General features: G+C 62.1%; 13 protein-coding genes. 7 read left to right on the top strand and 6 right to left on the bottom strand.

What is annotated here, in order from left to right; all coding sequences use genetic code 11:
* Nucleotides 1-5: 5 nt before the first annotated feature.
* A complete protein-coding gene (locus QTL56_RS17580) occupies nucleotides 6-725 on the top strand; it encodes a pyrimidine 5'-nucleotidase (RefSeq protein WP_245134476.1) in 720 nt (239 codons plus the stop codon).
* Between the two features lie 108 nt (nucleotides 726-833).
* Complete coding sequence (locus tag QTL56_RS17575; RefSeq protein WP_245134474.1) at nucleotides 834-1,517, top strand: EF-hand domain-containing protein; 684 nt, start codon at nucleotides 834-836, stop codon at nucleotides 1,515-1,517.
* 40 nt (nucleotides 1,518-1,557) lie between these two features.
* On the opposite strand, the gene QTL56_RS17570 is transcribed toward QTL56_RS17575, so the two are convergent.
* Nucleotides 1,558-2,436 carry an LOG family protein gene (locus QTL56_RS17570; protein WP_245134473.1) on the bottom strand — a complete coding sequence of 293 codons (879 nt, stop codon included), beginning with the start codon at nucleotides 2,434-2,436 and terminating at the stop codon, nucleotides 1,558-1,560.
* A gap of 138 nt (nucleotides 2,437-2,574) precedes the next feature.
* Here QTL56_RS17570 and dapD point away from each other — a divergent pair, with 138 nt between their 5' ends.
* The 4 genes from dapD (at nucleotide 2,575) to QTL56_RS17550 (ending at nucleotide 5,703) form a co-directional block, all read left to right on the top strand.
* On the top strand, nucleotides 2,575-3,435 hold the full coding sequence (dapD, locus tag QTL56_RS17565; RefSeq protein ID WP_245134472.1) for a 2,3,4,5-tetrahydropyridine-2,6-dicarboxylate N-succinyltransferase: 861 nt from the start codon (nucleotides 2,575-2,577) through the stop codon (nucleotides 3,433-3,435).
* Nucleotides 3,436-3,441: 6 nt separating this feature from the next.
* Nucleotides 3,442-3,822, top strand: a complete 381-nt coding sequence (locus QTL56_RS17560) for a DUF805 domain-containing protein (protein ID WP_245134470.1) — start codon at nucleotides 3,442-3,444, stop codon at nucleotides 3,820-3,822.
* Nucleotides 3,823-3,926: 104 nt separating this feature from the next.
* Nucleotides 3,927-5,120, top strand: coding sequence for a succinyl-diaminopimelate desuccinylase (dapE, locus tag QTL56_RS17555; RefSeq protein WP_245134469.1), 1,194 nt, complete (start codon nucleotides 3,927-3,929; stop codon nucleotides 5,118-5,120).
* Nucleotides 5,107-5,703, top strand: a complete 597-nt coding sequence (locus QTL56_RS17550) for a hypothetical protein (protein WP_229573401.1) — start codon at nucleotides 5,107-5,109, stop codon at nucleotides 5,701-5,703. Before dapE ends, QTL56_RS17550 begins: the two co-directional genes overlap by 14 nt.
* A gap of 7 nt (nucleotides 5,704-5,710) precedes the next feature.
* Here the strand turns inward: QTL56_RS17550 and truA are convergent, their stop codons facing one another.
* From truA to QTL56_RS17525, 5 genes are all read right to left on the bottom strand, one after another.
* Complete coding sequence (gene truA, locus QTL56_RS17545; protein ID WP_245134467.1) at nucleotides 5,711-6,478, bottom strand: tRNA pseudouridine(38-40) synthase TruA; 768 nt, start codon at nucleotides 6,476-6,478, stop codon at nucleotides 5,711-5,713.
* The gene (gene fmt / locus QTL56_RS17540) at nucleotides 6,478-7,422 is read right to left on the bottom strand and encodes a methionyl-tRNA formyltransferase (RefSeq protein WP_245134465.1); all 945 of its coding nucleotides are present in this window, start codon (nucleotides 7,420-7,422) and stop codon (nucleotides 6,478-6,480) included. Before fmt ends, truA begins: the two co-directional genes overlap by 1 nt.
* 38 nt (nucleotides 7,423-7,460) lie before the next feature.
* Nucleotides 7,461-7,973 carry a peptide deformylase gene (def, locus tag QTL56_RS17535; RefSeq protein WP_229573416.1) on the bottom strand — a complete coding sequence of 171 codons (513 nt, stop codon included), beginning with the start codon at nucleotides 7,971-7,973 and terminating at the stop codon, nucleotides 7,461-7,463.
* Nucleotides 7,974-8,044: 71 nt separating this feature from the next.
* On the bottom strand, nucleotides 8,045-9,550 hold the full coding sequence (locus tag QTL56_RS17530) for a globin-coupled sensor protein (protein WP_229573417.1): 1,506 nt from the start codon (nucleotides 9,548-9,550) through the stop codon (nucleotides 8,045-8,047).
* A 117-nt stretch (nucleotides 9,551-9,667) separates the two neighbouring features.
* A complete protein-coding gene (locus QTL56_RS17525; protein WP_245134464.1) occupies nucleotides 9,668-11,179 on the bottom strand; it encodes a globin-coupled sensor protein in 1,512 nt (503 codons plus the stop codon).
* Nucleotides 11,180-11,457: 278 nt separating this feature from the next.
* Here QTL56_RS17525 and QTL56_RS17520 point away from each other — a divergent pair, with 278 nt between their 5' ends.
* Entirely contained in the window at nucleotides 11,458-12,681 is a 1,224-nt protein-coding gene (locus tag QTL56_RS17520; protein WP_245134462.1) for a DNA recombination protein RmuC, read from the top strand.
* Nucleotides 12,682-12,781 lie beyond the last annotated feature (100 nt).

The following is a 12,781-nucleotide window of genomic DNA, read 5'->3' as shown; positions in this document are numbered from 1 at the left end:
ACCTGATGAACACCCCAGCCAAGATCCCCTCGCCCGCCGATTTCGCCCATGTGCGCGACTGGGTCTTCGACCTCGACAACACGCTTTATCCGCATCACATCAACCTTTTCGAGCAGATCGACTCGAATATGACCGCCTTCGTAGCGGAGATCCTGCAAATGGAGCCGGCCGAGGCGAAGGTGCTGCAGAAGCGCTACTACCACGAGCACGGCACGACACTCGCCGGTTTGATGCTGCATCACAAGGTCGATCCGAACGCGTTTCTGGAGCGGGCGCATGCCATTGACTATTCGGCGCTGATCCCGGACGAGGCGCTGGGCTCGGCGATCAAGCGGCTTCCGGGACGGAAGTTCATCTTCACCAATGGAACCGTTGCGCATGCCGAGGCGGCAGCACGGGCGCTCGGCATCCTCGACCATTTCGACGATATCTTCGACATCGTCGCTGCCGACTACGTGCCGAAGCCGGCCGGAGCCACATACGACAAGTTTGCGAGCCTTAACCGGATCGACACGAAACATGCTGTGATGTTCGAGGATCTGCCGCGCAATCTGATGGTGCCCAAGGCACTCGGGATGAAAACCGTGCTGCTCGTGCCGCGCAATCTGGGTACTGCGATCCTGGAGACCTGGGAGCGTGTGGAGCATGTCGATGCTGACATCGTCGATTATCTCACCGATGATCTGACGACCTTCCTGCAGAGGCTGCTCGCTGACGACACGTGAGCGGAAGCTTACGAAAGTTTCATGCAGCTTACGGAGAGTTAAGTAGGTCCGGGACCTTCCCGCCGCTACGGTTATCCCATCGAAGCAGACACTCGAAAGGATTACCAAATGAACGGCAAGACCCTGACGCTGGCGGCAGTAGCAGCCTCTCTCCTCATCGGCACCACTGCCGGCGGCGCATTTGCGCAGGACCGTAGCGAGCGCCGTGGTGGCGCCGGCCGTGGCGGTCCGGAAACGATGTTCGTGCAGATGCTGCAGCAGCACGACACGAACAAGGACGGCAAGGTCAGCAAGGAAGAGGCGACGGCTGCGGGTGCGGTCATGTTCACCGCCATCGACGCCGACAAGGACGGCGTGCTGACTCCTGGCGAGATGCGCCAGCACCGTGAAGCGATGCGCGAAGAGCACAAGGCAAACCGTGACGCCATGCGGGCCGAGCGCCAGGCAGAACGGGAAGCGGCCAAGGCCGACGCCCCGACACCGCCTCCGGGTGATGCCCCTCAGGAAAAGGCCATGAATGGCGATGGTCCTCGTGGCGAGGGCAAGGGCCAGCACGGCAAGCGCCACGGCGCGCAAAACGAGCGTGCAGAGCGCGGTGAAAATCGTCGTGGTCCCGATGGCATGCGTGGCGAGGGCCGGATGATGCGGGTCGCGGATACCGACGAGAACGGCCAGATCAGCCAGGCGGAAGCAACCGCCATGGTCGACAAGATGTTCACGCGGATGGACCGCAACAATGACGGCGTCATCAGCGCCGACGACATGCCGAAGCGGCCGATGATGATGCGCTGATCGGAAGATCAGAGCCCCAGATGACCAAACAGGCGGCCCCTCACGGGGCCGCTTCGTCGTTCAGGTCGTAGAAATCCTCGATGATCTTCCAGGCTTCTTCGGCCGTTTCGGCAAACTGGAAGAGGTCGAGATCCGCGGGCGCGATCGTGCCGAAGGCAGCGAGCGCCTCAAAGTTGATGATGTCCTCCCAGAATTCGCGGGAGAAGAGGATCAGCGGGATCGGCGCCATGCGCTTGGTCTGGATGAGCGTGATCGTCTCGAAAAACTCATCCAGCGTCCCGAAACCGCCGGGGAAAATGGTTATCGCCTTCGCGCGCATCAAAAAATGCATCTTGCGGATGGCGAAATAGTGGAAGTTGAAGCTGAGCTCCGGCGTGACGTAAGGATTCGGCGCCTGCTCGTGCGGCAGGACGATGTTGAGACCGATCGAGGGCGCGCCGACCTCGGTTGCACCGCGATTGCCGGCTTCCATCACCCCCGGCCCGCCGCCGGTCACCACGACAAATTCCTGGTAATCGCTCAGAAGCGCCCGCTTCGAGCAGAGCTGCGCGAATTTGCGGGCTTCGTCGTAATAGATCGATGCATTTTCGAGGTTCGTCTTCTGGACGTCGTTCTTGGCGGCCCAGGCAGCTTCACCCGGTGCAGGAATGCGCGCTCCGCCAAACATCACCACCGTCGACTTGATGTTGCGCTCGGCAAGGATCATTTCCGTCTTCAGAAGTTCGAGCTGCAAGCGGACGGGGCGAAGCTCCTCGCGGCAGAGGAATTCCTCATCGACATAGGCGAGCGTGTAGGACGAAGACACCGATTGCGGGGTACGCGGAACGACCTGCGCCGTCTGCTTGTCGGTCGAGCTATCCTTCAGCGGATCCCAGGATCCGTCCTTGCGCCTGTGCTTGCCGTTCTTCCACTGTGCCATGCCTCTTCCTTTCCAGCCTGCGGGGCTGCCGCGGCTGTTTTCTTCCAGCCCTTTATGCGCTAGAGCTTTGCGCGAATTTTCGATCAGATCCTGATCGTTTCAATCCCCAAGGTAGACAACGAAGTTTAAGGAATTCAGATGAGCGCCTCCGATCTCACCCAGCTCGAACACGTCATCGAAGCGGCATTCGACAATCGCGATACCGTCACGACGGCGACAAAGGGCGAGATCCGCGATGCTGTCGAAACGGCACTTAACCTGCTCGACAGCGGCAAGGTGCGGGTTGCCGCCCGGGGCGAAGACGGCAACTGGACCGTACAGCAGTGGCTGAAGAAGGCGGTGCTCCTCTCCTTCCGCCTCAACGACATGGAAGTCGTCAAGGGCGGCCCGGGTGCCTCCACCTGGTGGGACAAGGTGCCGTCGAAGTTCGAAGGCTGGGGCGAGGACGAGTTCCGCGCCGCCGGTTTCCGCGCCGTGCCGAACGCCGTCGTGCGCCGCTCGGCCTATGTTTCCAAGGGCGTCGTGCTGATGCCGTCCTTCGTCAATCTCGGCGCCTATGTCGGTGAAAACACCATGGTCGACACCTGGGCCACCGTCGGCTCCTGCGCCCAGATCGGTGCAAACGTTCACCTCTCCGGCGGCGTCGGCATCGGCGGCGTGCTCGAACCTCTGCAGGCCGGCCCGACGATCATCGAGGACAACTGCTTCATCGGCGCCCGCTCCGAGGTTGTCGAAGGCTGCATCATCCGCGAAGGCTCCGTGCTCGGCATGGGCGTTTACATCGGCAAGTCGACCAAGATCGTCGATCGCGCAACCGGCGAAGTGATGTATGGCGAAGTGCCGCCCTATTCCGTCGTCGTTGCGGGCTCCATGCCGTCAGGCAATGCCGTGATGGCAAATGGTCTGCCGGCGCCGCATCTCTACTGCGCCGTCATCGTGAAGCGCGTCGATGAAAAGACCCGCTCGAAGACCGGCATCAACGAACTGCTCAGAGACTAAGCCCTCATGGCCTTGCCGGGGCGGGAGATATCGGTCGGCTGGGCGCTCTTCCTCTGGGACGGGCGCATCGGGCGACGCGTCTTCATCCTCGGCACACTGTTCTGGATGATGACGAACGCGGCGGTGATCGCGTTCGTCACCGGGCAATCGGCCGACGACATCTCGCCCGGTTCCTTCTCGCTTTTCCTGACGACTGCAAGCCTGTCGCTTGTCTCCCTGCTGATGCTCGGCACCAAGCGACTGCACGATATCGGCATGCCGGGGCCGGTCTCAGTCCTTCTGCTCCTGCCTGCCTTTTCGCTGATCCTCTTCTTCGTGCTCTGCGTCTGGCCATCCGTCGAGGATGACAACCGTTATGGACCGGGGCCCGACTTGCGATCGTCCTGACCGGTGGGTGACAGGTCCGGGCAGATCGGCTAAGTCTCACAAATCTTCTCAAGGTACCGACGGTCGGGCTGAACCGGCACTCGGCCAAGCCCGTAAAAGTATTCATGACCGCTACCAATCCCGTCGATGTTCTCCAGGCCCTCATTCGCTGCCCTTCCGTCACGCCAGCCGAAGGTGGTGCGCTTGATGTGCTGGAAGGCCTGCTCTCGCCGCTCGGCTTCCACGTCGATCGGATGATTGCGAAAGATGAGGGCACGCCCGACATCGAGAACCTCTACGCCCGTGCCGGATCCGACGGCCCGCATCTGATGTTTGCCGGCCACAGCGATGTCGTGCCTGTCGGTGCCGAGAGCGACTGGAGCGCCGGGCCATTTTCGGGCGATGTCCGCGACGGAATGCTCTATGGCCGCGGTGCTGTCGACATGAAGGGCGGGATCGCCTGCTTCATCGCCGCCTATGCGCGACTGGTCGAAGCCGGTAAGGCGCCGAAAGGCTCGGTCTCTCTGCTGATCACCGGCGACGAGGAAGGCCCTGCCGTCAACGGCACGGTGAAACTGCTCGAATGGGCGGCCGGGCGCGGCGAGTGCTGGGATGCCTGCCTGGTCGGCGAACCGACCAATCCCGACACACTCGGCGACATGATCAAGATCGGCAGGCGTGGCTCTGTCTCGGCCACGGTGACGGTGAAGGGCGTGCAGGGTCACGCGGCCTATCCGCATCTGGCCGACAATCCGGTGCGCGGCGCGCTGTCGCTGGCAAAAAGCCTGATGTATCCGGCTTTCGACCAGGGCACGGAGAACTTTCAGCCGTCGAACCTCGAGGTCACCACGATCGATGTCGGCAATGCCGCAACGAACGTCATTCCGGCTTCGGCGCGGTTCAAGTTCAACATCCGGTTCAACGATCTCTGGACCGCCGACAGCGTCAAGGCCGAGATCGTGCGCCGTCTCGATGCAGCCGCTGTTGATCCCGAGCTTCGTCCGGAGCGTGCAGCGATCGGCTATGATATCGTCTGGTCGGAGCGTCCGAGCCACGTTTTCCTGACGCGCAACAATGCGCTGATCGCCTCGCTGTCGGGTGCGATCGAGACGGTCACCGGCAAGACACCCAAGCTCTCGACCACGGGTGGCACCTCGGATGCGCGTTTCATCAAGGATTATTGCCCGGTCGTCGAATTCGGCCTCGTGGGCCAGACCATGCACATGGTCGACGAAAGGGTCGCCGTGTCGGATCTGGAAACCCTGACCGTGATCTACCAGACCTTCATCGAACAGTGGTTTGCCCATGCCGACGCTTAAAGAGGTCGAGTTCTATCTCAGGGGCCTCTGGCTGCTGTTCAAGCAGGATCCATCAGGCTTTTCCTATCTCGACCTCACCGACCGCGGCGCCGTGCGTTCTTTCTGGGCCATCCTCTGGGCACTGCCGGCGATCCTGATCTCCTTCGCCTGGTGGCGTCTGCTCTATCTCCAAGGCCTTCCCGAGGATACTGGACCGGGCGCCGTCTTCTTCTTCCGGCTCGCGCTGGTTGAGGCGTCGAACTGGCTGTTTCCGCTGATACTGCTGGGCATTCTCTGCTGGATGATCGGGATCGGCGAGAAATACGCGTCGATGGTGGTGGTGACCAACTGGCTCGCCTTGCCGGTTTCCTACTCGTACGGCCTGCTGGTTCTGTTGATGATGTTCGTGCCGGCGCTTTCCGGAGTCGTCGCCTTCCTGTGGCTTCTTCTGATGATCACACTGATCGCCGTGCTGTTCCGCATCATGCGGATGATCGTGGGCGATCAATTGCTGATGGTCTCGACCGTCATCATGGTGCTGCTGATCCCCTCGATGATCATCGCCGAGGTGCTGGAACGCTATCTCGGCGTCTATCCGGGCTGAGCGCGCCTCAGCCTTCTGCCGGCTCGTCGTCGGGATAATCCACGGCCATGAAGAAGAGCCCTTCCGGCGGAGCCACTGGTCCACAGGCCGACCGGTCGCGGGCATCGAGGGCTGCCCGGACATCTGAAGGCGTCATCTTGCCCTCACCCGCCAGTTTCAGCGTGCCAGCAAACGAGCGGATCTGGTTGTGCAGGAAACTCTGGGCCGTGGCGCGGATCTCGATGAGTTCGCCTGAGCGCGTGACGTCCAGGCGATCGAGCGTCCTGACAGGGCTTTTCGCCTGGCAATGGGCTGAGCGGAAGGTGGTGAAGTCGTGATGGCCGATGAGCTGCTGGGCAGCCGCGTGCATGGCCTCGTGATCGAGCAGCTTCGGCACCCACCAGGCGCGCTTGTCCTCGAGCGCGAGCCGTGCCGGTCGGGTGATGATGCGGTAGAGATAGTGTCGGCGCAGCGCCGAGAAGCGCGCATCGAAATCGTCAGACACGGCCTTCACATCGAGCACGGCAACCTGCTCGGACGCCATCGCCAGATGCGCATTGAGCGCGTTGCGGAGTTTGTGCGGCACCCAATCACGCGCAAGATCGGCATGGACCACCTGGCCCATGGCATGAACGCCGGAATCGGTGCGGCCGGCGCCGCGAATGACGACCGTCTCGCTGGTGAGCGACAGGATGGCCTTTTCCAGGGCCGCCTGGATGGAATGACCGTTTTCCTGACGCTGCCATCCGACATAGGCCGAGCCATCATATTCGACAGTCATCCGAAAGCGGGGCATCAGGCGATCACCGTGCCCTTGGGCAGAGGCGTGCCACGCACGAAATCTTCGGCCTTCAGTGCCTTGCCGCCGGCCTTCTGCAGGCGCGCGAGGCTGACGGCGCCCGTGCCGCAGGCGATCGTCAGGCCGTCGTCGAGCGCCGTACCGGGAGCAGCCAATGCTCCATCCCTTTCAGCAAGATGCGACGCGATGAGCTTGACGCGTTCGGGCTTGCCGTTGACATCCATTTCAGTCCAGGCACCCGGAAAGGGCGAGAGGCCGCGGATGTGGTTATGCACCTCGACTGCCGGACGGGTAAAATCGACGCGGGTTTCGGCCTTGTCGATCTTGGCGGCGTAGAGCACGCCCTCCTCGACTTGCGCGACCGTTTCGAGCGTGCCGGCCTCGAGCCGGGCCATCGCCTCGACCATGGCTTCGGCGCCGACGACGCTCAAGGCATCGTGCAACTCGCCGGCGGTCACGTCGGGACCGATCGTCACCTTGCGGGTAAGCGCCACGGGGCCTGTGTCGAGGCCCTTGTCCATCTTCATCACCATCATGCCCGTCTCGGCATCGCCGGCCATGATGGCGCGCTGGATGGGGGCTGCCCCACGCCAGCGCGGCAAAAGCGAGGCATGACCGTTATAGGCGCCGAGACGCGTGCCGGTGAGAATGGCTTCAGGCAGCAGCAGGCCGTATGCCACGACGACGGCGACATCGGCTTGCAGGGCAGCGAAAGCTTCGCGATCGGCGAGGTCGCGGAAATTCAGGGGATGGCGGACATCGATGCCGAGGTCTTCTGCGGCGAGATGCACGGGTGACTTCTGCAGATCGAGGCCACGGCGGCCACCGGGACGCGGTGGCTGCGAATAGGCCATGACGATCTGATGGCCTGCCGCATGCAGCGCCTTCAGGGTCGCGACGGAAAAGTCCGGCGTGCCCATGAATATGATGCGAAGTGCCATGGTGCTGCCTTCACGCGCGGGTTAAACGACGGCCGGGATCAGATCTTCTGACGGGCGGCCTTGGTGAACCTCTTGATCACCATCTCGCGCTTGAGGCGGGAGATGTGATCGATGAAGAGCACGCCGTTCAAATGGTCGATCTCGTGCTGAAGGCAAGTGGCGAGAAGGCCGTCGGCCTCGGTCACCGTTTCCTTGCCGTCACGGCCGAGCGATTTGACCGTGATCGATGCCGGACGCTCGACTTCGGCATAATAATCCGGGATCGACAGGCAGCCTTCCTCGTAAACCGAGCGCTCGTCGGAGCTCTTGAGGATCTCCGGATTGATGTAAATGAGGGGCGCGGGCTCTTCGCCCTCCTTGGCGAGGTCAATGACGAGGAGCCGGCGCGGCACGCCGACCTGAATTGCCGCCAGGCCAATGCCGGGGGCCTCGTACATTGTTTCGAGCATGTCGTCGATCAACTGCTCAAGCTCGGCATCAACGCGCTCGATGGGCGCGGATACCTGACGCAGCAGAGGATCGGGCAGGATGATGAGAGGCTTGATGGTCATGGCCTCCATTAGCGCAAGTTCCAGGCGGAGGAAACGGAAAAAACGCTGCCGTTTTGCCGTTTCCTGTCCTGTCAGGCGGCGCGGCGGTCGGGTGCCCGGCGGGTCGGCGATCCCGCCTCGTCAACGCGGGTACGGATCTTCGAGAGCTGCTCGACGAGGGCTGCGACCTCGCTACGCAGGCGGCGCGTCTCGTCCGAAGTGCGATCGACCATGCCACTGTTCTCGTGCGTGAGGAGATCCATGTTGCGGGTCGCCTGGTTCACTTCGTTCAGGCCAATCGCCTGGTCCTTGGCCGCAGCGGCGATGTCGGAGACGAAGGTGTCGATCTCATCAATCCGGGTAATGATGTCGCCCAGCACCTCGCCCGTGCCGGTGACCAGACCGACGCCTTCCTTGACCTGCGTTGAGCTCTGGGAGATCAATTGCTTGATTTCCTTGGCTGCATCGGCCGAACGCTGGGCAAGCTGGCGCACTTCCTGAGCGACAACCGCGAAGCCCTTGCCGGCATCCCCGGCACGCGCGGCCTCGACGCCGGCATTCAGGGCGAGAAGGTTGGTCTGGAAGGCGATTTCGTCGATGACGCCGATGATCTTGGAGATCTCGGTCGAAGACTTTTCAATGGCATCCATGGCGGAAACGGCTTGCGAGACCACAGTGCCCGAGGTCTTCGCCTGCTGTTGCGTGTCGCGCACGGCGTGCGAAGCGCGCTCGGCATTGGCGGCCGTCTGGCTGACGCTGACGGAGAGTTGCTGGAGGGCCGTCGAACTCTGCTGGACCCCGCTCGCCTGACGAGTGGTGCGGCTGGCGAGTTCATCGGACGCGTGGGCGATCGCGTCCGTGCCGGTGAGGATGCCTTCCGAGGCGCGGCGGATCGCGGCGAAGGACGTATTCAGGCGATCGACGGTTTCGTTGTAATGGCCAGCCATTTCCTTGAAATTGTCAGGCAGGTCCGTCGTCATGCGGGCTTCGAAATCTCCCTGGGCCAGCGCTTCCAGGCCGCGGCGAAGATGCTCCATGGCGATGGCCTGATCGGCCTCGAAACGGGCGCGCTCCTCTTCCAGAGCGCGACGCCTGGCATCGAGCTCTTCCAGATAGACCGAGATCGCATAATCCATGTCGAGCATGGCGGCCTTGACCACAGAACGGAGCTTTTCGCCCAGCGAGACCGCATGTTGCCTGCCGAAAGGAAAGGGCCAGTGCTTAACGAGGATGCCGGAGAGAAGCTCGCCGACCAGCATGGAATAGCCACCGATATACCAGCGTGGCTCCAGCCCGATGCGGGCATGGGCCTTGCCGACGGCGGTGACGCCTCGCACGTAGTTTTCATCGAACTGACCGCTTGCAACCTTGTCCCAATGCCCGATCTGGGCAGACTTCGCGCCATTCATATGGGCGCCGTCGCGGAAGTGTCCGGCGATCTTTCCGGTCTTCGTCACCTTGGCGTAGAACTTGTCGAGCGCGCCGCCCATGATCTCCTTGATCGAAGGACGCAGCTCGGCAAGCGTGCTGCGTGCCTTCTGGTCGATCTCAAGAAATTCAAGGCGTTCTGACAGGTCGTTCTGGGCTTTGGTGGTCATGATGCGATGCGGACTCTCGGGATTGACTGGTTACAAAAAGAACTGTCACGGTTTGCTGAACAGATTCTAAATGCCCGATGGCGAATTCCCTGGAAGCTCGCCATCGGGATTGTGTCGTCAGGCAGCCCGGCGAAAACCGTCGGCAGCAGACTGGCTTGCGTTTTGCGACCAGGCTCCTGATGTCTTGAAGCCCTGAAGCGCCTGGACCAGACGGCCCGCCTCTTCCTGGAGAGTGGCGGTCTGGGCCGAACTTTCCTCGACCATTGCAGCATTGCGCTGAGTGATCTGGTCCATCGAGGCGACCGAGGTGTTGACCTCACGCAGGCCGCCGGACTGGTCGGCTGCAGCCAGGGCGATTTTGGCGACGATCTCATTGATTTCGCCGATGCGGACGATGATCTTCCCGAGTGCTTCGCCGGCATTGTTGACGAGGCCGACACCTGCCTCGACCTGGGTGGAGCTCTGCGAAATGAGGTTCTTGATCTCGCGGGCGGCATTGGCGCAGCGCTGGGCGAGTTCGCGCACTTCCTGGGCGACGACGGCGAAACCACGGCCGGCCTCTCCGGCGCGAGCGGCCTCGACGCCGGCATTGAGGGCCAGGAGGTTCGTCTGGAAAGCAATCTCGTCAATGACGCCGATGATCTTCGAGATCTCGTCCGAAGACTTCTCAATGGCACCCATGGCACTGACCGCGCGGCCGACGACCTCTTCGGACACACGGGCTTCCGACAGAGCGACGCCGACCACCTGTGATGCTTCCTTGGCGCCGTCGGCCGTCAGGGTGACGTTCTGGGTGAGTTCGTGCAGTGCCGCCGTGCTCTCTTCGAGTCCTGCGGCCTGTTGCTCGGTGCGCTGCGCGAGATCGTCGGTGGCATCGAAGATGGCAGCGGTCGACTTGAAGATCTCGTCGGCCGACTGGCGGACCGTCACAACAGTCGAGCGCAGAGCATCGATGGAGGCGTTGTAGTCGCTCGCCATCTGGACAAAATTGTCCGGCAGGTCGGCCGGAAGTCGGGCATCGAGATCACCCGCGGAGAGCTTGGCGAGCACAGCGGAGAGGGCTGCAAGTGCGGTCGCCTGTTCTGCCTCGGCCGTGAGGCGGGCATGCTCAGCGGCCTGGCGCTGTTCGGCGAGGATGTCCAGATAGACGGAGATTGAATAGTCCATGTCGAGCAGGGCGGCCTTGACCACCACCGAGATCTCGTCGGCAAGCTGCGCGGAATTCTGGCGGCCGAAGCGGCTCGGCCAGCGCTCGCGGACCACCGCATGGACCAGCTGTTCCAGGACCAGCGCATAGCCGCCGATGTACCAGCGAGGCTCCAGCCCGATGCGGGCATGAGCCTCTCCGACCCTGGTGACGCCTTCAACATAGCTGTCGGTGTATTCGGCCGTTCCGACGATGCCCCAATGTTCTTCCTGACGCTTCTTGGCACCCTTGATGTGATCTTCGCTGCGGAAGAAGGCCGCTGTTTCCGGCACTTTGCGCACCTTGTCATAGAAGATGTCGAGTGCGCCGCCGATGTTCCGGCGGATCAGCGGCCCCAGGCGACGCAGGGTCTCACGACCCTGGTCATCAAGCCCGAGAAAACGAAGACGGTTTTTCAGATCGGAATTGTCGGCACGCGACATGGCACACTCACTTTTTACAACCCAGGGAAACATCAGATGATGCTGATGGAAAGGCGGAAGGAGGCACCCAAATGGTAAATCTTTGGTTGCGTCAGCGGCGCCGTTTTTCGCCGATACGATCGAACACGGTGTTTCGGGGTGCGCTCCCTCCCCCTGGCTTGCGCTTTGTCAGTTTCGGCTGGAAAAAAGATTCGTCGGCATATGGCCCCGGGCACCACACGCTTCGCATGTTCACTCTTTGATCTGTCAGCCTCCTCCGAATCAGCTATTGTCAGCGTATGAACATCCAGGACATTCCGGCGGTGACCATCGGCTCAGTCACCCTCTCGCCCACCTTCCTGCTGGCGCTCGCCGCAGCGGTCGTGCTCGTTCCCATCATCGCTCTCATCCTGCTCTTGACGCGTGCGGCATCTGCCAGAGCAAGACAAGTGGAGGAGATGGCCCGGCGGGACGAGACGGCGGAGGCGCGGCTCGCAGAACTCCTGAAGGCGCAGGCCGAAATGCAGGGTCGGCTTGCGACCATGGCCGAAGTCTTCGGCAGCCGTCAGACCGAACTGAACCAGACGATCAGCCAGCGGCTCGACGGCATGACGCACCGGATCGGCGCCACGATCACCGAACAGACCAAGTCGACCCATGACAATCTGCGGACCCTGCAGGAGCGGCTCGCAGTGATCGACGCGGCACAGAACAACATCCAGTCGCTGGCCAAGGACGTCGTCGGCCTGCAGGCGATCCTGTCCAACAAACAGACGCGCGGCGCCTTCGGGCAATCGCGGATGGAAACGATCGTCGCCGACGGCTTGCCCATGGGGGCCTATGCCTTCCAGACGACACTGTCGAACGGGTCGCGCCCCGACTGCACCATCCGCATGCCGAATGATTCTCCGCCGCTGGTGGTGGATGCAAAGTTCCCGCTCGAAGCCTGGAACGTGATCCGGGAGACAGAAAGCCCCGAGCAGAAGAAGGCGGCTTCCCAGCAGTTCAAGCGCGACATGGAGGTACACATCCGGGACATTTCGGAGAAATACCTGATCGCGGGCGAGACCCAGGACATGGCCTTTCTGTTCGTGCCCTCGGAATCGATCTTTGCCGAGATCCACGAGAATTTCGAGGGTGTCGTGCAGAAGGCGCACCGGCAGAAGGTGGTCATCGTCTCGCCTTCGCTTCTGATGCTGTCCATCCAGGTGATCCAGGCCGTTCTGAAGGACCAGCGCATGCGCGAGCAGGCACACCTGATCCAGGGCGAGGTGATCCGCCTCATGGAGGATCTGAGCCGCCTGGACGATCGCACGCGGAAACTGCAAAGCCATTTTCTGGCGGCCCAGAAGGACGTGGAGATGATCATCACCTCCTCGGACAAGCTGGCCAAGCGCGGCGCCAAGATCGAAGCCATGGAGTTCGAGACGCCGGGCGGACGCGAGGATGGCGAAGATGTCCCCGCGCGGGCGGTGGAGAGCCGCACCAGCATGCTCAAGCTCAGGGTTGTTGACGAAGACTGAGGGACTGGTCCAAAAGAGAACAAAACGGCAGAGCATTCCGACGAAACGTCGTCGCCTTCAATGCTCTGTCCCACTGGTTTCATGCCATTCCGGAGGCAAA

This window comes from Peteryoungia algae, assembly GCF_030369675.1.
Taxonomy (GTDB): Bacteria; Pseudomonadota; Alphaproteobacteria; order Rhizobiales; family Rhizobiaceae; genus Allorhizobium; species Allorhizobium algae.
The sequence above is the reverse complement of the archived record's forward strand: the minus strand, read 5'-3'. Positions and strand labels throughout refer to the sequence as shown.

What these genes read in the sequence shown, in the direction of transcription:
- QTL56_RS17580 (WP_245134476.1), top strand. Translation starts at nt 6, where the DNA reads ATGAACACCCCAGCCAAGATCCCCTCGCCCGCCGATTTCGCCCATGTG.
- QTL56_RS17575 (WP_245134474.1), top strand. Translation starts at nt 834, where the DNA reads ATGAACGGCAAGACCCTGACGCTGGCGGCAGTAGCAGCCTCTCTCCTC.
- QTL56_RS17570 (WP_245134473.1), bottom strand. Translation starts at nt 2,436, where the DNA reads ATGGCACAGTGGAAGAACGGCAAGCACAGGCGCAAGGACGGATCCTGG.
- dapD (WP_245134472.1), top strand. Translation starts at nt 2,575, where the DNA reads ATGAGCGCCTCCGATCTCACCCAGCTCGAACACGTCATCGAAGCGGCA.
- QTL56_RS17560 (WP_245134470.1), top strand. Translation starts at nt 3,442, where the DNA reads ATGGCCTTGCCGGGGCGGGAGATATCGGTCGGCTGGGCGCTCTTCCTC.
- dapE (WP_245134469.1), top strand. Translation starts at nt 3,927, where the DNA reads ATGACCGCTACCAATCCCGTCGATGTTCTCCAGGCCCTCATTCGCTGC.
- QTL56_RS17550 (WP_229573401.1), top strand. Translation starts at nt 5,107, where the DNA reads ATGCCGACGCTTAAAGAGGTCGAGTTCTATCTCAGGGGCCTCTGGCTG.
- truA (WP_245134467.1), bottom strand. Translation starts at nt 6,478, where the DNA reads ATGCCCCGCTTTCGGATGACTGTCGAATATGATGGCTCGGCCTATGTC.
- fmt (WP_245134465.1), bottom strand. Translation starts at nt 7,422, where the DNA reads ATGGCACTTCGCATCATATTCATGGGCACGCCGGACTTTTCCGTCGCG.
- def (WP_229573416.1), bottom strand. Translation starts at nt 7,973, where the DNA reads ATGACCATCAAGCCTCTCATCATCCTGCCCGATCCTCTGCTGCGTCAG.
- QTL56_RS17530 (WP_229573417.1), bottom strand. Translation starts at nt 9,550, where the DNA reads ATGACCACCAAAGCCCAGAACGACCTGTCAGAACGCCTTGAATTTCTT.
- QTL56_RS17525 (WP_245134464.1), bottom strand. Translation starts at nt 11,179, where the DNA reads ATGTCGCGTGCCGACAATTCCGATCTGAAAAACCGTCTTCGTTTTCTC.
- QTL56_RS17520 (WP_245134462.1), top strand. Translation starts at nt 11,458, where the DNA reads ATGAACATCCAGGACATTCCGGCGGTGACCATCGGCTCAGTCACCCTC.